Source organism: Nocardiopsis sp. CNZ308, from assembly GCF_004217075.1.
In genome coordinates this window covers 2,785,832-2,804,261 of sequence record NZ_SHKJ01000001.1, presented here as the reverse complement: position 1 = coordinate 2,804,261, position 18,430 = coordinate 2,785,832, and the positions used below count along the sequence as shown (strand labels likewise).

Annotated in this window: 20 protein-coding genes; 10 read left to right on the top strand and 10 right to left on the bottom strand. The window is 68.7% G+C overall.

Features of this window, described 5'->3' with window-relative positions; translation table 11 throughout:
• Positions 1 to 591 precede the first annotated feature (591 nt).
• From EV372_RS29420 to EV372_RS12210, 3 genes are all read left to right on the top strand, one after another.
• A complete protein-coding gene (locus tag EV372_RS29420) occupies positions 592 to 1,338 on the top strand; it encodes a hypothetical protein (RefSeq protein ID WP_253795885.1) in 747 nt (248 codons plus the stop codon).
• A 332-nt stretch (positions 1,339 to 1,670) separates the two neighbouring features.
• Positions 1,671 to 3,044 (top strand): AAA family ATPase, encoded by a 1,374-nt coding sequence (locus tag EV372_RS12215; RefSeq protein WP_130396092.1) that lies wholly within the window; start codon positions 1,671 to 1,673, stop codon positions 3,042 to 3,044.
• On the top strand, positions 3,044 to 3,700 hold the full coding sequence (locus tag EV372_RS12210; RefSeq protein ID WP_253797575.1) for an RloB family protein: 657 nt from the start codon (positions 3,044 to 3,046) through the stop codon (positions 3,698 to 3,700). The genes EV372_RS12215 and EV372_RS12210 overlap by 1 nt, the downstream gene beginning before the upstream one ends.
• A gap of 16 nt (positions 3,701 to 3,716) precedes the next feature.
• Here the strand turns inward: EV372_RS12210 and EV372_RS12205 are convergent, their stop codons facing one another.
• Complete coding sequence (locus tag EV372_RS12205; protein WP_130398893.1) at positions 3,717 to 4,322, bottom strand: suppressor of fused domain protein; 606 nt, start codon at positions 4,320 to 4,322, stop codon at positions 3,717 to 3,719.
• Between the two features lie 674 nt (positions 4,323 to 4,996).
• On the opposite strand from EV372_RS12205, the gene EV372_RS12200 reads away from it, so the two are divergent.
• A complete protein-coding gene (locus tag EV372_RS12200; protein ID WP_130396090.1) occupies positions 4,997 to 5,404 on the top strand; it encodes a hypothetical protein in 408 nt (135 codons plus the stop codon).
• A gap of 142 nt (positions 5,405 to 5,546) precedes the next feature.
• Here the strand turns inward: EV372_RS12200 and EV372_RS29235 are convergent, their stop codons facing one another.
• The 4 genes from EV372_RS29235 to EV372_RS12180 form a co-directional block, all read right to left on the bottom strand.
• Positions 5,547 to 6,029 (bottom strand): phosphotransferase, encoded by a 483-nt coding sequence (locus EV372_RS29235; protein ID WP_253795878.1) that lies wholly within the window; start codon positions 6,027 to 6,029, stop codon positions 5,547 to 5,549.
• A 523-nt stretch (positions 6,030 to 6,552) separates the two neighbouring features.
• A complete protein-coding gene (locus tag EV372_RS12190; RefSeq protein ID WP_130396089.1) occupies positions 6,553 to 7,722 on the bottom strand; it encodes a methyltransferase domain-containing protein in 1,170 nt (389 codons plus the stop codon).
• 523 nt (positions 7,723 to 8,245) lie between these two features.
• On the bottom strand, positions 8,246 to 8,461 hold the full coding sequence (locus EV372_RS12185; protein WP_061079694.1) for a hypothetical protein: 216 nt from the start codon (positions 8,459 to 8,461) through the stop codon (positions 8,246 to 8,248).
• A gap of 52 nt (positions 8,462 to 8,513) precedes the next feature.
• Complete coding sequence (locus EV372_RS12180) at positions 8,514 to 9,050, bottom strand: ATP-binding protein (RefSeq protein WP_253795876.1); 537 nt, start codon at positions 9,048 to 9,050, stop codon at positions 8,514 to 8,516.
• A 194-nt stretch (positions 9,051 to 9,244) separates the two neighbouring features.
• Here EV372_RS12180 and EV372_RS12175 point away from each other — a divergent pair, with 194 nt between their 5' ends.
• Both EV372_RS12175 and EV372_RS12170 read left to right on the top strand, forming a co-directional pair.
• Positions 9,245 to 10,057: a helix-turn-helix domain-containing protein gene (locus EV372_RS12175; protein ID WP_130396088.1), complete on the top strand. Its 813-nt coding sequence runs from the start codon at positions 9,245 to 9,247 to the stop codon at positions 10,055 to 10,057.
• Positions 10,054 to 10,299: a DUF397 domain-containing protein gene (locus EV372_RS12170; RefSeq protein ID WP_253795874.1), complete on the top strand. Its 246-nt coding sequence runs from the start codon at positions 10,054 to 10,056 to the stop codon at positions 10,297 to 10,299. The genes EV372_RS12175 and EV372_RS12170 overlap by 4 nt, the downstream gene beginning before the upstream one ends.
• 46 nt (positions 10,300 to 10,345) lie before the next feature.
• Here the strand turns inward: EV372_RS12170 and EV372_RS12165 are convergent, their stop codons facing one another.
• Positions 10,346 to 11,278, bottom strand: a complete 933-nt coding sequence (locus EV372_RS12165) for a 1-aminocyclopropane-1-carboxylate deaminase/D-cysteine desulfhydrase (RefSeq protein WP_130396087.1) — start codon at positions 11,276 to 11,278, stop codon at positions 10,346 to 10,348.
• 373 nt (positions 11,279 to 11,651) lie between these two features.
• Here EV372_RS12165 and EV372_RS29030 point away from each other — a divergent pair, with 373 nt between their 5' ends.
• The 3 genes from EV372_RS29030 (at position 11,652) to EV372_RS12150 (ending at position 14,945) form a co-directional block, all read left to right on the top strand.
• On the top strand, positions 11,652 to 12,389 hold the full coding sequence (locus EV372_RS29030; RefSeq protein WP_156095241.1) for a hypothetical protein: 738 nt from the start codon (positions 11,652 to 11,654) through the stop codon (positions 12,387 to 12,389).
• Positions 12,386 to 12,889, top strand: coding sequence for an ATP-binding protein (locus EV372_RS12155; RefSeq protein ID WP_130396085.1), 504 nt, complete (start codon positions 12,386 to 12,388; stop codon positions 12,887 to 12,889). The genes EV372_RS29030 and EV372_RS12155 overlap by 4 nt, the downstream gene beginning before the upstream one ends.
• A gap of 238 nt (positions 12,890 to 13,127) precedes the next feature.
• Positions 13,128 to 14,945, top strand: coding sequence for an acyl-CoA dehydrogenase (locus tag EV372_RS12150; RefSeq protein ID WP_130396084.1), 1,818 nt, complete (start codon positions 13,128 to 13,130; stop codon positions 14,943 to 14,945).
• Positions 14,946 to 15,031: 86 nt separating this feature from the next.
• Here the strand turns inward: EV372_RS12150 and EV372_RS12145 are convergent, their stop codons facing one another.
• From EV372_RS12145 to EV372_RS12135, 3 genes are all read right to left on the bottom strand, one after another.
• Positions 15,032 to 15,436, bottom strand: a complete 405-nt coding sequence (locus EV372_RS12145) for a PIN domain nuclease (RefSeq protein WP_130398889.1) — start codon at positions 15,434 to 15,436, stop codon at positions 15,032 to 15,034.
• Complete coding sequence (gene vapB / locus EV372_RS12140; RefSeq protein WP_130396083.1) at positions 15,433 to 15,654, bottom strand: type II toxin-antitoxin system VapB family antitoxin; 222 nt, start codon at positions 15,652 to 15,654, stop codon at positions 15,433 to 15,435. Before vapB ends, EV372_RS12145 begins: the two co-directional genes overlap by 4 nt.
• Positions 15,655 to 15,824: 170 nt before the next feature.
• Positions 15,825 to 16,619 (bottom strand): GNAT family N-acetyltransferase, encoded by a 795-nt coding sequence (locus EV372_RS12135; RefSeq protein ID WP_130396082.1) that lies wholly within the window; start codon positions 16,617 to 16,619, stop codon positions 15,825 to 15,827.
• A gap of 182 nt (positions 16,620 to 16,801) precedes the next feature.
• Here EV372_RS12135 and EV372_RS12130 point away from each other — a divergent pair, with 182 nt between their 5' ends.
• Positions 16,802 to 17,635, top strand: a complete 834-nt coding sequence (locus tag EV372_RS12130; protein WP_130396081.1) for an SDR family oxidoreductase — start codon at positions 16,802 to 16,804, stop codon at positions 17,633 to 17,635.
• A 283-nt stretch (positions 17,636 to 17,918) separates the two neighbouring features.
• Here EV372_RS12130 and EV372_RS12125 read toward each other — a convergent pair whose 3' ends face one another.
• Entirely contained in the window at positions 17,919 to 18,383 is a 465-nt protein-coding gene (locus EV372_RS12125) for a TIGR03668 family PPOX class F420-dependent oxidoreductase (RefSeq protein ID WP_130396080.1), read from the bottom strand.
• Between the last annotated feature and the right edge of the window lie 47 nt (positions 18,384 to 18,430).

Here is an 18,430-nt window from a genome sequence, read left to right as displayed (position 1 = left end):
AGGCGAGAACCCCACGGCCCGCGCAGCCATCTAAAGCGCCCTCCCCCACAAGGGGGAATCCGAGGAAAACCAATAAAACAATAAGAGTGATCTGCTTCACAGTAACAAACAGGGGGGACCGGCACCGCCCGACCGGATCCTTTCTCCATGCCTCGAAATATTGGCCCATTCTTGACAGAACTTTTTTCGGAGAAACGCAATGTGACCGGACGGACACGCGACAAGAGAGTCGCGCGCGAGGCCCGTACACGGCTTGAACTGGCCTTATGGGGAGAGCCGCGTTCGACCTCCCAGGCTCTTCGCCGCCAGGCCCCGCAGTGCGGCCCGCCCGGCGCCGCGGACCGCCCCGCAATGCGGACCGCTCAGCGCCGAGACGAAAAAGGGCTTTGCAGGACAAGGGCGACCGGAATTCGGTGGTACATTCAAGGAGTTGTCAGGGCGGGCGCGGTTCCCATGACCCTGTAACTCCCTCCTTCACCTTCGCCAGACGTTTCGGGAAGCCCCGGCAAACCCGTTGAAGCGGTCGACCAAAGCTCTCGAACTCCGGTGTGAACCTCTCGCGCATCCACTCCTTGAAAGAAAACGAACATGATGAGCCGCAGCACCCGTTCCTCCCTCTTCGCCCTTCTCACCGCCGGTCTGCTCACCCTCGGCGCGACCGGCTGCTTCAGCCCGGACGCGGTCGTGGAGGCGTTCGACGCGGAGGCCCAGAGCGCCGAGAGCGTCAGCGCGGAAGGGGTGACCACGACCCTGGCGGGCGAGGTCACGTACCTGGCCCCGAACGAGTACCTCGTCGAGAACCAGGCGTTCCACGTCGACGAGACCACGCGGGTCCTCGGCGGGATCAACGTCTGCCCCGCCGAGGACGGCGTCGACGAGACCGGTTACGGAATCGTGGAGTGCTCCTACGACCAGCTCGACGCCGCCCTTCAGGGGGGAACCGCCGTTCTCGCCGAGGTCGCGATCGTGGACGGGTTCGCCGAGTCGATCACCGAGTACCGGACGGACGGCCACGGGGACCCCGAGAACGGTTCCGGTTCCGGGGGCGGGAACTCCTCGTCCGAAGGGGTGACCACGACCCTGACGGGCGAGGTCACGTACCTGGCCCCGTACGAGTACCTCGTCGGCAACCAGGCGTTCTACGTGGACGAGACCACGGAGCACGTCGGCGGCATCTACGTCTGCCCCGGCCCGGAGGGCCTCCACGAGGACGGTCACGGAAACCTGTCGTGCCCCTTCGACGAGCTCGAAACCGCCCTCGCGGAGGGAACCTACGTCTACGCCGAGGTCGCGATCGTCAACGGGGTCGCTGAGACGATCACCGAATACCAGAACTGATCTGCGGGATCCGGGAGAGCGGGCGACCGGGTTCGAAGGGGCGGTACTCCTCCACGGAGTGCCGCCCCTTCCGTGTCCTCAGCCGGTGCCCGGCACTCTGAGCGGAGGGCGGAGGTTCCGGCGGGCGGGACAGGCGCCATGGTCGAGCGGGACGGGGCTCCAGGCGCTGACCGGGTGACACGTGCGGGCCGCCGCCCGCAGGAGGTGGCGCGGCCCGCTCCGTTCGAAGAAGTGGCTTGTCCACCGAAGAGCGAGTCCCCGCTCCTCTAGGGTTGGTAGGGCATATTGGAGCCAAGCCCAGGGGGCGTCGCACCGATCGGGGAGAAGATGGCATGCTGCTGAGTTTTCGGGTGGAGAACCACAGGTCACTCCGTGACGAACAGGAGCTTCTCCTCATCCCGGCGAACCAGAGCACGCAGGGATTCCCTCCGCCCTCGGAGATCTCCCCCCTCCGTGCGACGGGAATCTTCGGGGCCAACGCGTCCGGTAAGTCCGCCCTGGTGAAGGCTCTCTGGTTCATGGAGAGAATGGTCTCCTACGGCCCTCCGGGCATGGTCCTCAAGCAGCGCCCCCTCTTCGGGCCAGAGGATGACGACGAAGACCGTATCCCCCGGGAACCGTTCCTGCTGGACAGGGATTCAGCGGACCGGCCTTCGGCGTTCGCGGTCGAACTCCTCCTTGACGGGAAAAGACACTCCTACGGATTCGCCGTCGATGACACCACGGTGGTGGAGGAGTGGCTTCACCTCCAGTCGGGGGACGGGGTCGACCAGGTCGTCTTCGAGCGGGAGGGACTCACCTTCACCTACGGAGAACGCGACCCAGAGGCACCGGAACTCACCGACTTCCTCAGTGTCGAGCCGAACGCGCTCCTCATCTCCGTTCTCGCGAACGCCAGCCCCACCATGTTCCACTCAGAGGCGGTGGCCGCGCTGACACGTGTACGCCAGTGGTTCCGGCGGTCACTGCGTGTCAGGTTGGGCGAACCAAGGCTCTCTTCCCCACGCAGCCGGCTTCCTCTCAACAATCCCGAACTCCTCGATCGCCTCCAAGTGCTGGCCCAAGCGGTCGACACCGGAATCAACGGCTACAGCGTGGAGCGCGACTTCCTCAGTGAGGAGGAGCGCAGGGAGATAGAGGAGAGCCTCGGCAAACAACGCGCTCTCTCCGTCATCAGGCAGCGGGAGAACGGCCGCGTCCTGTTCCACCACAGGGGGGCCTCAGGTGAGAACCATCCCTTGGACTACTTCAACGAGTCGGCCGGGACACAGGCCGTCCTCGCCTTGGGGGTAACCCTCATCAACCTCCTCGAACGCGGAGGAACCCTGGTGGTGGACGAAATCGATACCAGTCTGCACACTCTGCTATCGGGGAACCTGATCTCGCTTTTCAAGGACCCTGGCAACAACCCGCTGGGAGCACAACTGCTCTTCACCAGCCACGACACCAGCCTACTCGGCCGTGTGCACGGCCGTGAGGTTCTCACCGAAGACGAGATCTGGCTGACGGAGAAGGGAACCGACGGCTGCACTTCTCTGTTTCCGATGTCCAGCTACGAGAGCTCCGGCGAGGAGAACCGGGATCGCCGCTACCTGGTCGGACGTTACGGGGCCGTTCCCTTCGTGGATGAGGACCTCCTGGCGAAGGCCCTGGTTCCGAATTTCGCCCCAGCAGGGGAGGAAAAAACAGAGAAGGAATCCCCTTGATGAAAAAGGGCCCTAGCAAGGGAATACGTCCAGGCCCGAAGCAGGAATGCAAGAAGGTCCTCGTCCTATGCGAGGGCGAGACCGAGGTGGCGTACTTCGAGGGACTCAAAGAACACCTCAAATCACTCCGGCCGAACCAGCCCGGGCAGAGGTGCCAACCTGACCCGGTGGACGTCAAACCAGCCCGTCGGACTGCGGCCAGGCTCATCGTTCAGGAAGCTCTCAGCCGAAGGGCCGAGGGACATTCCGAGATCTGGGCTGTCTTCGACACCGAGGGTGAAACCGTGACACCCCTGCGCCGACAGGTTCAGGAAACTCCCTCCTCCCTCGCCGAGGCCGCAGTCCACACCGCCGTCTCCCATCCCTCGTTCGAGATCTGGCTCCTGCTGCATCATCTGGACCGCGGCATGCTGAACGGCTGCCACGGACCGGCCGACTGCGAGAAGCTCCTCAGAGCCACCGTGCCCGGCTGGGCCAAGGGCGAGCGCAGGCGCGGCAAGTCAGGAACCGACTTCTCCGACTTCGCGGACGGGCTGGCCTCTGCCTGCAAACACGCCGCGCGCACCCGTGCGGACTGTTACGAGGACTATCCGTGGACCGATGTGCACAAGGTCGTCCACGTGATCAGGACCCACTTCTCTGCTGAGGGCTCCTGAGCCGCGCGCGCGGGGGTCAGAGGCGGACGGGCTCCCGCGAGGGGTCGGTGACCATCCTCGGGTCGCGGTCGCGCAGGAGGGCGACGAGCGGGGCGGCGGTCCCCGCCTGCTGCATGGCCTCGCCCTCCTCGGCCAGCAGGCCGACGAGCTGGAAGAAGAGGACGATCCCGTTCGGGGTGTCCATGGCGCGGATCTCGGTGTCGGGGACGATGACCAGGGAGGTCATGTCGCCGTTGGCGGGCTCGCCGCCGAGCGGGGACGGGGTGACGATCCAGTGGCCCACGTCCAGGTCGCTGCCCGCGACGAAGCGGTCGGCCAGGGCGTGCATGACGCGCAGGATCCAGGCGGGCACGGTCTCGTCGCCGTCCTCGCGCGGGAGGCGGCAGGTGAACTCGAAGCCCGCCCCGGAGACGCGGGGCTCCTCGCTGGTCTTCTCCCCCAGCTCGGTCAGGCCGAAGGACACCAGCAGCCAGTGGCCTTCCAGGGGGTAGGCGAGCACCCCGTCGAGGCCGTCGGCGGGCTCGCCGTCCGGCGCGAACTGGATGGTCAGCGGCTGCACGTCGGGGTACCGCTCCGCCCACTCCTCGTAGATCCGGACGAGTCCGGGCAGCATCTCCAGCATCGCGTCGTCGCTCTCCACCTCGGGTGACGGGTCCGGGTCCGAGGATACGAGCGCGCCGAGAGCGCACGGGCCAGGGTCGGAAGGCGGAAGCGGAGGCGGAGGCGGGCGGCGGGACGGCCCAGGGTCTTCCGGGGACCGTTCGGGTGGCGCGGATTCACCGGGGTCCGCCCCGGATAATCCACGTATTTTCCCGGACGGGAGAACCACGGAACCCGAACGCGCGTCCAAGGCGAATCAGGCCGGTTTCCAACCGCTTCCATGCCCGCCGACAAGAGACGGTCGTCTCGCCGTGGACAAATCTGCGAAAACAGCACAGCCTAACGGGATATTTAGCTTCCGTCATTGATCATTGGCACAGGCGGCAAGGCCCCTCCCGGACACGGAACGCCCGGGGTCGCGCCAGCCTGTACGGACAGCGGCTCCGACCAGGCGAAGGGCCACCCTTCCCTCACCCGGACAGCACAAACCGCTCCACCATGTTCAATCCTTGAAATTCGACGGTGAACCCTCTGACCTCCTCGGGCCGATACGACTCCGACACCCTCGGGATTCTCCCCGATATCCACGATCAGCGTTTGAGTAGCCAGCCCGGGGGCACGACCACGCATAACGCACTCATCCCCCAATCCCTGGCGAGTCCATTGACACACCGCTCCCCACAGGAAAGGAACGCGATGAATCGCGATATCCGTACCAGCGCGCTGGCCGTTCTCTCCGCTGGCCTGCTCACCCTCGGTGCGACCGGCTTCAGCCCGGCGGCGGCCGCCGAGCAGAGAGGAGCCGAGACCCAGGGTGTGGAGGCCGGTGCCGAAGGGTTCACCGGAACCCTCTCCGGCGAGGTCGTGTACCTGGCTCCGTACGAGTACATCGTCGGTGACCAGGCGTTCTACGTCACCGAGGACACCGAGATCCTCGGCGGCCTGTACACCTGCGCGCCCGAGGTCCCCAACGACGACATGACCGGGACCGTGGAGTGCAGCATGGAGGAGTTCGATGCTGAGCTGAAGGACGGGACCGTCGTTCTGGCCGGGGTCGTGGTCGAGGACGGTATCGCCCAGACGATCACCGAGTTCCAGGCCTGATCCACGGGAACCGGGACAGCGGTCGAGAGGCCCCGAAGGGGCGGCACTCCTCCACGGAGCGCCGCCCCTCTCCCGTTGCTCTCCCAGCCGTTCCGCGCGGCGGCCGTGCACACACCGGCCCCTAGCGGGAGGGAGGTCGTTGCTACCGCGCGGTCAACAGCTCCGCCGCGAACCTGTGTGCGTAGGGAGCCAGACGCGCGTGGACGGCGTCCCGCTCGGCCGCTTGGACGATCTCGGCGCAGATGATCAGATGCGCCAGTCTCCCCGCGTCGGTGTTCAGCACGTCGGCGAAGACCTCGCGGACCTCGGCCGCCGTCTCGGGTTGGGCCAGCGCGTAGGCGTGAAGGACGGCGGCGTCGTAGCCCAGCGGTGCCAGGCCCCAGCCCTCCCAGTCCAGGATCATCAGCGGATCGCGGGCCAGGTTGGCCCAGTGCAGATCCCCGTGGGAGGCCACCCACGTCCGGACGTCCAGATCCACGTCGGCCGACGCGATCTCGGGAATGTGGTTGGGGATGCGGTGGACGAACGCCTGGGAGAACACCTGTCGCTCCTCCGGAGCGGGAGCGGCACGGAGAACAGTCAGCGCATGGCGCAGGTCGTGCCACCAGCGGGCGTCGGTCTTCACGGGAACGGTCAGATCTGGGGTCCGTGAGGCTACAGTCCCCGGCGTGTGCTCCCACAACAGGGCTTGGAACGCAGGGTTCTCGCCCCAGGTGTGCTCGGCGAGTAGGCGCGGCCGGGGAACATCGGCGCTTACCAACGCATCGGCTAGGGCCGCGCCTTCCCACACCTTCCCGCCTGATTGGGGCGCGGCCATGACGCGTAGCCACACGGGTGTTCCCTCGGTGGTGGTGGCCGGACCGCTGAGGGTCCGGCCACTCACCCCGGGATGCAGAACGACACCATCGTCATCGGGTGCGGCCAGGTTCAGGGCGGCGACCGCGTGGTGCCACGCCTGGTGGAGGCCAGGCGTTGTCTCGGGAAAGGAGGAGGTCACTGATGTCCTTGAGTCGGGCCTCTTCCAGAACAGGAAGGCTGGTGCCTACGGAAGCGACAGCGGCCAGCGCTGGTCGCACTCCGCCGAGCCGAACCACACGTGCTGGTACGACGGTCGGTGAGCCCGGACGAGAGTTCGTGAACGACTCGGGTCATGCCTGGCCGTTCTCCGCTTGTCCGGCGGCGCTCTGCCCCACGGGGAGGACGTTGCCGGGATCGTCCAACCACACGCGTTGGCCCCCGCGGGTCACGGTCACGCCGAACCGGGAGTGCTCCGGGCGGCCCGCCTCCCGCCACCAGGCGTAGGCCGCGGCCAGCTCGTCGAAGAGGTGGCGCGGGCCGTGCTGGCGGACCCCGAACTCACGAGCGCCGGACCGGACCCGCCACGAGGCCCATGAACCCGAACCGGGGTCCATCAGGTACACCGTGTAGTCCGGGTTGCCCGGCACGTCATCGTCGAAGACCAGCAGGTCCTTCATACCGGGAACCCGCAGACCGATCGTAAAGCTCGCGTCGAAGTCACCGACCGGCTCGTACGGGTGCAGGTCCGTGGTGGTCTCGGTGTACTCGTGGTCGGGACGGACGCGCTCATCGAGCGTGCCGTGCGGCGTCCGCTGGCCGCGCACCCACATGAAGCCCGCGTTCCCGCCGAAGCGCCCGGACGCCGTCCCGTCCGCGCCGACCTGGAGCCGCAGCAGCGTGCCGTTGTGGAAGCTCGTCCCCCACGGGGTCACGATCCGCCCGCCGGGTGCGGTCTGCTCCACCCACGGGTAGGGAACCCGCTGGACGGCGGCGGTCGCCAGCACCCGGTCGTAGGGGGCGTCAGGTGGATAACCCTTCTCACCGTCCCCGACGACCACACGGACACCGCGGCCCTCCAGGTTCTCCTCGGCCCGCGCGGCCACGGCCGGGTCGATCTCCACCGATGTCACGTTCCCGGCGCCGACCCTGTCAGCGAGCAGCGCGGCGTTCCACCCGGTTCCGGTGCCGATCTCCAACACCCGCTGCCCGGCGGCGAGGTCGGTGGCCTCCAGCATCAGCGCCACGATGCTCGGCATGGACGCCGACGAGGACCGGTGACCGCGCCCGGTCGGGTCTCCATCGTCGATCTGGGTGATGACCGGCCGGTCGGCGTAGCAGGCACGCAACCACGCGTCGGGGTCGTCGGCCCTGTCGAGGGTTGCTAGCTCGTCCCCGTCCTCGACCCAGATTCGATCGGGGATGAAGCGGTGGCGGGGAACCCGCTCGAAGGTGCCCCGCCAGGCTGAGGAGGGGTTGATCTCCTCAGCGAGGCGGGACCGAAGGTTTTCGGCACCCATCATTTGCCGTCGCGCTCGTGCTTTCCTCCGCCACTGCCCCCGTCGTTGGGGGAGGGCGGCGGGATGGGGCGGTCGGGCTTGTGGCCGTCACTGTTCGAGTCGTCTTCATGCTTGCCCATGGCGGTCTCCTCGGTGTGAAGGGGCGGTTGATGTGAAGGTAGTCCCGCCAGCACGCTGCGTCAGGACATTGGCCGGGATCGGTCTGTCCGTGTGACCGGGCGCGGGCGGAGGAAGTGCGGTCTTCTGCTGGGTCAGGTGATGGTGCGGAGGGTGTCGATGAGGCGGGCGATCTGCGTGCGGGACTCTCCGTCGGGTGACTCCAGCAGTGTCGAGAGGTTCGTGGGCATAGGGAGTTCCTTCCTTGCTCGGATACCTCGCACCAGGTCAGTGCGGGGTTCCACCAGTTCCGCTCGGACGGTGCCCGCGGAACCGGGGAGCTTTCGCCGTGCCGCTGAGTCCGTGTCTCCCACGGGGTCTCGGCCAGGTCGGCAGGCCGTTTCGGATGCGCGGACGGCTCGTGGCGGCCCTACAGGTAGGGACCGGAGGCGTCCGGCTGGTTCAGGAGTGCGGCGATGTGTTCCTTGGGGTAGCGGCGTGCTCCGCCCGGGGTGCGGAAGGGCCGGAGGACGCGGTCCCAGTCGCCTCGGTGGAGGCTGCGGGGTCGGATGTTGAACAGTTGGGCGACTTCGCCGGGGGTGAAAACATCGGGGCGGCCGTCGAGAAGGTAGCTGTAGTCGGGCATGAGGTGCTTTCCGTGTTCGTCAGGTGGGCGTGGCGTGAGGCAGTGCCGTTCCTCAGGCGCTGGCGGTGAGGGCCTCGGTCCACTGGTGCCCGGCGCGGTCGATGAGGGCGCGCACCGTCAGGGGTCCGCCCGCGTTCCCCGTCCAGTCCCACGACACCGACAGCTCGTCCAGCATCAGCAGCCCGTTGCCGGTGGCCTCCAGCGGTTCCGTGGGCTTTCGCGGGCGCGGAAAGAGAATGGGCTGGTCCGGCCTGGGGCCGTTGTCGGTGACCGTCAGGGTGTAGGTGTGGGGCTTGCGGTGCAGCGTGACCCGGACGGTGCCGCCGGGGTCGCCGGACCGGCTGTGCTGCTGCGCGTTGGTGACCAGCAGGCTCACGGCCAGCACCAGCGGAAAGGCCGCACGGCGCGGGGAGCGGGCGTTGCGGTAGGCCCAGTCCCGGGCGATCCCGACGTGGCGGGGGTCGCTGCCCAGGACGATGCCGCAGCGGTCGGAGTCCTCGAACCGCATCCGCCAGGGCGGTTGGAGCGTCGGCGTTCGGCGGCTGGGGACGCCTTCCGGGGCGGACTGACGAGGGATAGCCTGGTTCATGTTCGTACCTGTTGTCGTGAGAAGCACGGGTTCCGGACCAGGTCCCGGGGTTGTCAGTACAGCCGCCGGGACTTTTCTTCGGCCGTCGTCACAGTCTCATCGGAAGCCTCGTCTGATCTACCGATCGCTGGGGAATGCGAAATTCTCTGGTAAACCCTGTTGGCGCCTGATAGCGGACTGGTAAGAAGCTGTGCATGGCGAACGAGGTCGATCCGAAGGCTCGGAAGTTCGGCGCTGAGGTGCGCCGGTTCCGTGAACAGGCGGGGCTTTCGCAGAGCAGGCTGGCAAGCCTGCTACCAGCGTCCCAGGCGACGGTCAGTGATATCGAGCTGGGAAAGACACCTGCCAAAAAGGACACGGCGGAACGAATTGACCAGGTGCTTAACAGCGGAGGACGGCTGATCGCCGTGTGGGAGGAACAGCACGAGGCATACCAGCCGCCGGACTGGTACAGGAAGCTGCCGATCGTGGAGCAGCGGGCCACCCAGATTCAGCAGTACCAGCCGCTCCTCGTTCCTGGACTTCTACAAACGCGAGGGTATGCGGGCGCCTCGATTAGGGCGAGCAACCGCCCTGTCCCACAGGCGGCGGTGGATGCCAAGGTGGCGGAACGCACCGAACGTCAGACCATCCTGCGCCGCGAAGACCCGCCCTTCCTTTCAGTGGTCTTGGACGAGACCGCGCTGCACCGACGCCTTGGCAGCCCTGACATCATGAGGGAACAGTTGGGGCACCTGCTGGAGGTCTCCGTCTGGAACCGGGTGGAGGTTCTGGTCATCCCCGCAGACACCTGGGACCACCCAGGCTTGGACAGTGGGTTCACTCTGTTAAGAGTCCCGGACGCGGGCATGCTCCTGTACTTGGAAACCAAGTCAAGCGGAGGAGTGATCACCGACGCTGGCACGGTCGATGAGCACATCTCCCGGCTGGGGGATCTGCGGGGGTTAGCCTTCCCTCCCGATCAGTCACGGTCGCTGATCAAGAAAGTACTAGGAGAGATCGAGTGATCACCGAAGGAATGTGGCGCAAGTCCACGTACAGCAGGGGCGACACCAACTGCGTGGAAGCCCGCCTGAACACCCCCTCATGGCACAAGTCCACCTACAGCGCAGGCGAAACCAACTGCGTCGAGGTCGCCGAGGGCGTCACCACGGCCGTGCGGGACACGCAGAACCGCGAGCTGGGACACCTGTCGTTCACGGCTGCTGAGTGGACCGCACTCGTGGACTCGCTCAAGACCCTCGGCTAGCCACCGGGAGCTACGGGGCGGTACTCCGCCAGGGGTACCGCCCTTTTCAGGTCGCCGCCCGGCCTCCCGCGTTCTGGTCATCCGCGCCCTCGGGCGGGCCGGTGATGAGCGCGACCACCGTGCTTCCCCGGCGGAACCTTCCTCGCGCCGCCAGGTCGTAGACCCCGGCGAGCATCTTGGCCACGTAGATCCGTTCCAGCAGCACCCCGTGGCGCGCGTGGAACTCCCGGATGAAGGCGGCCAGCTCGGGCGGGTACTTGGCGAACCCCCCGAAGTGGTACCCGGTCTCGATCGACCAGTTACCAGTCACCACGCCCGCGTCCTCCTGGAACCGGCGTACCTCCTCGTTGAGGAAGTCACCGCCCTTCAGCACCGAGAAACCAATGGCCTCCTGCCCGGCGGACAACCCCGCCGCCAGGCCAGCGAGGGTTCCGCCCGTACCGCACGCACAGCAGACGGCGTCGAAGTCCTCGTCGATCTCGCCAGCGATCGTGGCGCAGCCGCGCACGGCCAGGGCATTGCTCCCGCCCTCGGGCAGCAGGTAGAAGTCACCGAACCGCTCGCGCAACCCGTCGATGACCCCGGACGTGTGCTTGGCCCGGTAGGCGGTCCGGTCCAGGTACTCCAGTCGCATCCCCTGTCCCGTGGCATAGGCGAGCGACCAGTTGAGCGGCAGGTGCTCCTCTCCCCGGATGACGCCGATGGTCGAGAACCTGCACGCCCTTCCGGCCGCGGCCACCGCGCGGATGTGGTTGGAGTAGGCGCCGCCGAAGGTCAGCAGCGTGGAACGGCCCTGTTCGTGCGCCGCCCGGAGGTTGAGGTGGAGCTTGCGCCACTTGTTCCCCGGCACCTCGGCGCTGATGAGGTCATCGCGTTTGAGCAGCAGACGGACCCCGTGCTCGCGCAGGAACTCGTCGTTGACCTCCTCCAACGGTGAAGGCAACCGCACGTCCGCGTGACCACAGCCCTCGTGCTCCATACGGGAAAGGCTAACCCCGACGCCTGGACCGAGCCAGGGGTTCTAGCAGAGCCGACAAGACACCCGGCTCGCCTTTCACATCGCCATACAAGAACCGAAATTATGAGCAAAAGCAATGAATTCCGACATCAGGGTCATACAAAAGACAACCGGGGGGCCGATCAAGACCCACAAAGCATCCATGAGCTGCGATGATGCGACCGGCATGAAATTACTCGGGAGTAGTCCGCAGAAAAGTTCGCTTCCACTCCGCCCCTGCCCTTAATCTGGCACCGGACACACAACTCCATCCACGCAATGACCCCGCGACGGTTACTCACCGTCCGGGGCCGTGGCCAGCAACTTCACCCCTTTAACAACAAGGATTGCCAGCATGCGCCAGTTTAGCGCTGCGGCCCTGATCCGCGCCTTCGGCATGGTCAAGGCCCTCTTCGCGCCCCCGTGCGGACGCCACTCCACCACCGGCGGCCGTCGCCGCCGCTCCACCCGGGTCCGCCGCTACGTCCCGGTTCCCGCCCAGGTCTACGCTCCGGTCGAGGCCACAGCGCCTCCCGCACCTCTCACACGAACCAACCGGGCCCCAGAACGCCCCGAGCGCCCCGCGGCTCCCGGCCCCGTCCCCGGCCCTCTTCCCCTCCCCGCGCCCGCGCGCCTTCTGGCCCCACCGAGCGCCCGCTTCCCCGCCGACGACATCGCCCTGGTCCGCCCCTACTACGCGGCCCGCGAAGGGGCCCGCGAGGGAACCCGCGCACCCGGAGTCGCACGAGTCCGCAGCGAGGCGACCGCCCACCCCGACCAGCGGCCCGGCACGAACACCCCGTTCTCCGGCGACCTCCTGGCGATCGGCTCCGTCCCGGTTCCGGCCCCAGCCCCGGCCCGGGTTCCCGCCCCGATCCCGGCGCAGGCCCCCGCCTCCGAGCCCGCACCGGCTCCGGCACCCGCCCCCCGCGCACCGTCCCCCGCGTGCGAGGACCCCGAGGACTGGCGCGCGTTCACCCGGCTCGCCCGCGTCTGGCTCGACCAGCAGCAGCAACGAGCCGAGCGGACGCAGCGAGCACGGCAGGCACCCCAGCCCCGCGCGGAGCACTGCCGACAGGCGGTCCCGGCATGATCTTCCTGACCACGCCCAAGGTTCCGCGCCCCCTCGTCCGCTGGGAGCACCGCGTCTACCCGGGCAGCCTCGCCCAGCTCGCGCGGGTCCGCGCCGACCTCGCGGCCGACCTGGACGGTTTCGACGGGGACCTGGTCGAGACCGTGCGGCTGTGCGCCAGCGAGCTGTTCGCGAACTCCGTCAAGTACACGGATTCGGGAGAGAGGGACGGCGATGTCGTCCGCGCGCTGTCGATGCCCAACGCGCGAACGCTCCGGTTCTCGGTGAGCGACTGCGGCGGAGGCGGCGCGATCCCGGCCGTCCCGGAGGAACGGACGGAGGACGAGTGGAGCTGGGCCGAGGGCCAGCGCGGGCTGCTGCTCGTGGAGAACCTGTCCACAGCCTGGGGACACTTCCGCCTCGCACCCTGGGCCGACCTGGGCACCCACGTGTGGGCCACGTTCGCCGTCCCCACGGGTGGCGCACCGCCCGCCACGCGCCCCTATGTCCTCCTCGACTGAGACCGGATTCCGCGCGGGGCGGGGAGGCCCCGGCCAGCGCCTCCCCGCCCCGCGCGAGCCCCCGAACAGCCCGTTCAGCGCGCCTCACCAAAACCCGCCCCTCCTTTTGGTATCCCCTGGGACACAACTCCCTCCCTCCCACTGGCGCCGGTCGCTACTGGGTAGTAACATTGACTTGTTACTAGTCGGTAGATCCGCGTGTACAGACACCGCGGCCAGGGACACAGCGGAGCTGTCCATGACGCATTACAAGAGCAACCTGCGCGACATCGAGTTCAACCTCTTCGAGGTCTTCAAGCGCCAGGACGTCCTGGGGCAGGCCCCCTTCGAGGAGCTGGACGAGGAGACCGCCCGCACGATCCTGGACGAGATCAACCGCCTCGCCACGGGCGTCATCGCGGAGTCCTTCGAGGACGCGGACCGCAACCCCCCGGTCTTCGACCCGAAGACGAACACCGTCGCGATCCCCGAGAGCCTGAAGAAGTCCTACAAGGCCTACATGGACGCCGGCTGGTACAACCTCGACCTGCCCCAGGAGCTGGGCGGCCTGGGCGCCCCCCGCTCCCTGGTCTGGTCCGCGGCCGAACTGATCCTCGGCTCCAACCCCGCCGTGCACATGTACTCGGCCGGTCCCGGCTTCGCGAGCATCCTCCACGCGGAGGGCAACGAGGAGCAGAAGCGGTTCGCCGAGCTGGCCATCGAGCGCGGCTGGGGCGCCACCATGGTCCTCACCGAGCCGGACGCCGGTTCGGACGTCGGCGCGGGCCGCACCAAGGCCGTGGACCAGGGCGACGGCACCTGGCACATCGAGGGCGTGAAGCGCTTCATCACCTCGGCCGAGCAGGACATGACCGAGAACATCTTCCACCTGGTGCTCGCGCGTCCCGAGGGCGCCGGCCCCGGCACCAAGGGCCTCTCGCTCTTCCTGGTCCCCAAGTACCTCATCAACGAGGACGGCTCGCCCGGCGAGCGCAACGGCGCCTACGTCACCAACGTCGAGCACAAGATGGGCCTCAAGGCCTCCACCACCTGTGAGCTGACCTTCGGCGACAAGCACCCCGCCATCGGCTACCTCGTGGGCGACAAGCACGACGGCATCCGCCAGATGTTCCTCGTCATCGAGTACGCGCGCATGATGGTCGGGACGAAGGCGATCGCCACCCTGTCCACCGGCTACCTCAACGCCCTGGAGTACGCCAAGGAGCGCGTGCAGGGCAACGACCTGGCCGCGGGCAAGGACTCCCCCAAGGTGACCATCACCCACCACCCGGACGTGCGCCGCAGCCTCATGACGCAGAAGTCCTACGTGGAGGCCATGCGCGCCCTGGTGCTCTACACCGCCACCCAGCAGGACGCGATCCAGATCGCGCACCGCACGGGCCAGGACGCCGCGGAGCTGGAGGCCATGAACGACCTCCTGCTGCCGATCGTCAAGGGCGTGGGCTCCGAGCGCTCCTACGCGCTGCTCGCCGAGTCCCTCCAGACCCTGGGCGGCTCCGGGTTCCTCCAGGAGTACCCGATCGAGCAGTACATCCGGGACGCCAAGATCGACACCCTCTACGAGGGCACCACCGCGATCCAGGCCCAGGACTTCTTCTTCCGCAAGATCGTGAGGAACGGCGGCCAGGCCCTGGGCAAGCTGGCCGGGGAGATCAAGGCCTTCGCGCAGAGCGACGCGGGCAACGGCCAGCTCAAGCAGGAGCGCGCGCTGCTCCTGGAGGCGGCCGAGAACGTCGAGAAGATCGTCGAGCTCATGGTCGGCCACGCGATGGGCTCCGCCGAGGACGCGCGCGAGCTGTACAAGGTGGGCCTGAACTCCACCCGCCTGCTCATGGCCTTCGGTGACGTCGTCCTGTCCTGGCTGCTGCTGCGCCAGGCCGAGGTGGCCCTGAACAGCATCGACGGCGCCAGCGACGAGGACAAGGACTTCTACACCGGCAAGATCGCCGCCGCGCGCTTCTTCGCCGAGCAGTTCCTGCCGCGCATCGCCGCCGAGCGCCGCATCGCCGAGGGCGTGACGGTGGACCTGATGGACGTCCCCGAGTCCGCCTTCTAACCACGTCGGACCCCGGGAGAGGGCGGGGCGGCCACCGGGCCGCCCCGCCCTTCGGCGTGTGCCCTCGCCTCCGCCGGGCGCTGAGGTCAGACCGTTCTCAGCCGCTCCACCGGCTGTCCCGTGATCTCCGCGATCAGCTCGAAGTCCTTGTCGAGGTGGAGGAGGGTGAGCCCGGCGCGTTCGGCCACCGCCGCGATGAGGAGGTCGGGGATGCCCGGAACCCTGTGCTGTCCCCGGTCCGCGAGCATCGCCTGGACCTCGACGGCCCGGTCCTCCATCGCTGGCGTGACGTACTCGACGGGCATCACAGCGAGCGGTGGCCGTCCGAGGAAGTTGCGCAACTCGCCGCCGGTCCTGGCGGAGAACCCGACCTCCAGACGGGTCACCGTGGATATACGCACCATGCCGCGTTCGATCCGCGTGGCCCACTCCTGTGCGTCGGGGCTGGCCGCCAGTCGCACGAACGCGGATTTGTCGATGAGCCAGATCATTCCCACGCCCGTTTCATGACCTCGGGATCGGCGAGGTCGGAGAAGGCTTCGGAGAAGCGCGTCAGATCGTCCACGGTCACCGCACCGCCGGAGGCGTGCGCTGTCCGCTCCAGTAAGCGTCTCAGGTACTCGCTACGCGACAGCCCCTGTCTCCTGGCGTCCGCGTCGATGGCTTCCAGGACGTCTTCGGGCACGTTGCGGATCAGTACGTCGGCCATGGGACCACCTCCAAGTGATATCCAAGGATATCACTGAGCGTCCCTGCTGCCGAGGGCGTGACGGTGGACCTGATGGACGTCCCCGAGTCCGCCTTCCAGGCAGCCCCGGACCCCGCACGACGGACCCCGCCACGAGGGCGGGGCGGCCACAGATCCGCCCCGCCCTTCGGTCACCCCTCCTCCGGCGGGGACCACACGTAGGGGGTCGTGGTGGTCACCTCCTCGAAGCCCAGGCGGCGCAGGATCGGCGCGCTGTCGTCGGAGGCGTCCACCTGGAGGTGGCGGGCCCCGCGCGCGGCGGCGATCCGGGCGCGGGCGGACACCAGCGCCCGGTAGATCCCCCGGCCCCGCCATTCGGGCAGTGTGGAACCGCCCCAGAGCCCGGCGAAGTCCGTTCCCTCGTGGAACACCAGCCACGCGGCGGACACCACCTCGTCCCCGGCCTCGGCGGTCATGACGACGGTCCCCTCCGGGTCGGCGGCGATCCGGGCGGCCAGGTCGTCGGCCAGCCACCCCCAGTCCTCGCCCCACACCCGGGACTCCATGTCGGCGATCCGGCGCAGGTCCACCGTCTCGGCCACCCTGCGCAGCACGACCCCGTCGGGCGGGGTGGACGCGGTGGCGACCGCCTCGGTGCGGCCGACCAGGACGGTCTCGCGCTCCTCGGGCACGAACCCCGCAGCGCGGAGGCGGTCGGGCAGGTCCTCGGGCAGGTCGTGCCCGTGGGTCTTCCACTCCACGGACTCCCCGCGCTCCGCGAAGCGGTCGCGCTGGCGGGCGATCAGCCGGTCCAGCTCGGCCCCTCGCACGCCGGTGTCGGGCGGTGCGCAGACCAGGCCCCTGCGCTGTCCGACCAGCCGCGTCACCGGACCGTCCGGTTCGGCACGGACCCCGGCCGGGAGGGTACGGGGTACGCCCCGCATCTGTTCGTCATAGGCCCTGAGCAGGCCCCGCTTCGTCGTCACGGGGCGACCCTACGGACTTCCCCGCGCAGGTCAACCGGTTTTCTCGGGCGGCCGGGCGGGGCTCCCCGCCCCACGGTCCCCGCACGTCCGCGCCACCGGTCCCACGTGTACGGGGGGTGGCGCTGGGTAGCCGCTCACCCGAGCGCGTGCGCCGCCGGGAGGCGCACGGAAGGGGGCAGAGCATGGCACGCGACGACCGCGTCGAGGGAGCAACCGAGTTCGACGACTACGACCGCGTGGCGGTGGTGACGGGCGCGGACAGCGGAATCGGCCGGGCGACGGCGATCCGCCTCGCGCAGCAGGGCTTCGACGTCGGTGTCACCTTCCACCACGACGAGGAGGGCGTGCACCGCACGGAGGCCGAGATCCGCGAGACCGGCCGCCGGGTGTCCGTGCGCCAGCACGACCTCTCCGACCCCGTGCGGGGCTCGGAGGCCGTCTCCGAGCTGATCGAGGACCTCGGCGGCGTGGGCGTCCTGGTCAACAACGCGGGCACCGGCTCCGGAGAGCACCTGCTGGAGACCAGCTACGAGCGCTGGCGCGAGGTCCTGTCCGTGGACCTGGACGCGCCCTTCCTCTGCTCGAAGATCGCGGCCACGCACATGCGCGACGCCGGTCGCGGCGGCCGCATCGTCAACATCACCAGCGTGCACGAGGAGTTCCCGCGGGTGACCGCGGGCGCCTACTGCACCGCCAAGGGCGGCCTGAAGCTGCTCACCCGCGTCCTGGCCCTGGAACTGGGCCTGTACGGCATCACCGTGAACGCGGTGGCGCCGGGCGAGATCGCCACGCCCATGACCGGGCAGCACGAGGAGGAGCCCGCGCTGGACTCGCGCGCCGGGTACCCGCTGTCCCGGCCGGGCCACGCCTACGAGGTGGCGGAGGCCGTGGCCTTCCTCGCCAAGCCGGAGGCGTCCTACGTCACCGGCGCCTCGCTGTTCGTGGACGGCGGGCTCTCCCTGATGGGCCCGCAGGCGGGGGGCGCGCTCCAGGACGCCACCTGGCGAGCGGGCTGACCTCCGGCCGCACCCGGGATCCGCCGCCGCGGTCGGCGGGGTGGCTCCGGCCCGCCCCGGCGTCACCCCGCGGGCCGTGCGCGGCGGTCCCCCCTCAGAGGGTCCCGTTTGCGGTACCGCCGTCGGCCGCCGACGGTGGCGCCGGAAACGGGACCACCACCGGACGCACGCGCCCCGCGCCGAGCCGTCAGCGCACCGGGGCGTCCATGTTCCACGCCTTCAGCGCACGGTGTCGTCAGCACACCGTGTCGTCCGTGTCTCGCGCCGTCAGCGCACCGCGCCGTCAGTGTTTCGGCGCGCCGGGCCCTGTGCCGGACTCCGCGCCGGGCTCCTCCGCGACCGACCACCCGGACCAGTGGTGGACCTCCACCAGGATGATCGCCTCCTCGGGCGGCGTGTCCCGGTACTGGGGGTAGCGCTCCACCAGCCGGTCGCGGGCCTCGGTCCAGGCCGGGCCGTCGTGCTGGACCAGCGCCTCACCGTCCGCGCGGACCCACCACAGCCGGTCCCAGTCGTCGGAGTACTCGTCCGCGAGCAGCGACACCCGGGGGTTGCCCTCGATGTCGCGCATCCGCCTGAGCCGGTACGTGGTCTTGGGCTTGTGGTCAACGGGGATCGCGATCGTGTCGCCGTAGGCCGCGAACACCACGGGCACCAGATGGGGCTGCCCGTGCTCGCCCACCGTGGCCAGCCTGGCGACGCGGCTCCGCGCGAACATCTCCCTGGACCGTTCCGGACTCCACCTCATGACAGAGAAAATCCCACGCGGCCCGGGGAGGCACAAGGGGCACGCAC

Coding starts and splice junctions, on each gene's coding strand:
- EV372_RS29420 (WP_253795885.1), top strand. CDS start 592: ATGAGCCGCAGCACCCGTTCCTCCCTCTTCGCCCTTCTCACCGCCGGT.
- vapB (WP_130396083.1), bottom strand. CDS start 15,654: ATGGCCGACGTACTGATCCGCAACGTGCCCGAAGACGTCCTGGAAGCC.
- EV372_RS12180 (WP_253795876.1), bottom strand. CDS start 9,050: ATGAACCAGGCTATCCCTCGTCAGTCCGCCCCGGAAGGCGTCCCCAGC.
- EV372_RS12215 (WP_130396092.1), top strand. CDS start 1,671: ATGCTGCTGAGTTTTCGGGTGGAGAACCACAGGTCACTCCGTGACGAA.
- EV372_RS12190 (WP_130396089.1), bottom strand. CDS start 7,722: ATGATGGGTGCCGAAAACCTTCGGTCCCGCCTCGCTGAGGAGATCAAC.
- EV372_RS12155 (WP_130396085.1), top strand. CDS start 12,386: ATGATCTTCCTGACCACGCCCAAGGTTCCGCGCCCCCTCGTCCGCTGG.
- EV372_RS12150 (WP_130396084.1), top strand. CDS start 13,128: ATGACGCATTACAAGAGCAACCTGCGCGACATCGAGTTCAACCTCTTC.
- EV372_RS12185 (WP_061079694.1), bottom strand. CDS start 8,461: ATGCCCGACTACAGCTACCTTCTCGACGGCCGCCCCGATGTTTTCACC.
- EV372_RS12145 (WP_130398889.1), bottom strand. CDS start 15,436: ATGATCTGGCTCATCGACAAATCCGCGTTCGTGCGACTGGCGGCCAGC.
- EV372_RS12130 (WP_130396081.1), top strand. CDS start 16,802: ATGGCACGCGACGACCGCGTCGAGGGAGCAACCGAGTTCGACGACTAC.
- EV372_RS29030 (WP_156095241.1), top strand. CDS start 11,652: ATGCGCCAGTTTAGCGCTGCGGCCCTGATCCGCGCCTTCGGCATGGTC.
- EV372_RS12210 (WP_253797575.1), top strand. CDS start 3,044: ATGAAAAAGGGCCCTAGCAAGGGAATACGTCCAGGCCCGAAGCAGGAA.
- EV372_RS12200 (WP_130396090.1), top strand. CDS start 4,997: ATGAATCGCGATATCCGTACCAGCGCGCTGGCCGTTCTCTCCGCTGGC.
- EV372_RS12165 (WP_130396087.1), bottom strand. CDS start 11,278: ATGGAGCACGAGGGCTGTGGTCACGCGGACGTGCGGTTGCCTTCACCG.
- EV372_RS12125 (WP_130396080.1), bottom strand. CDS start 18,383: ATGAGGTGGAGTCCGGAACGGTCCAGGGAGATGTTCGCGCGGAGCCGC.
- EV372_RS12205 (WP_130398893.1), bottom strand. CDS start 4,322: ATGCTGGAGATGCTGCCCGGACTCGTCCGGATCTACGAGGAGTGGGCG.
- EV372_RS12175 (WP_130396088.1), top strand. CDS start 9,245: ATGGCGAACGAGGTCGATCCGAAGGCTCGGAAGTTCGGCGCTGAGGTG.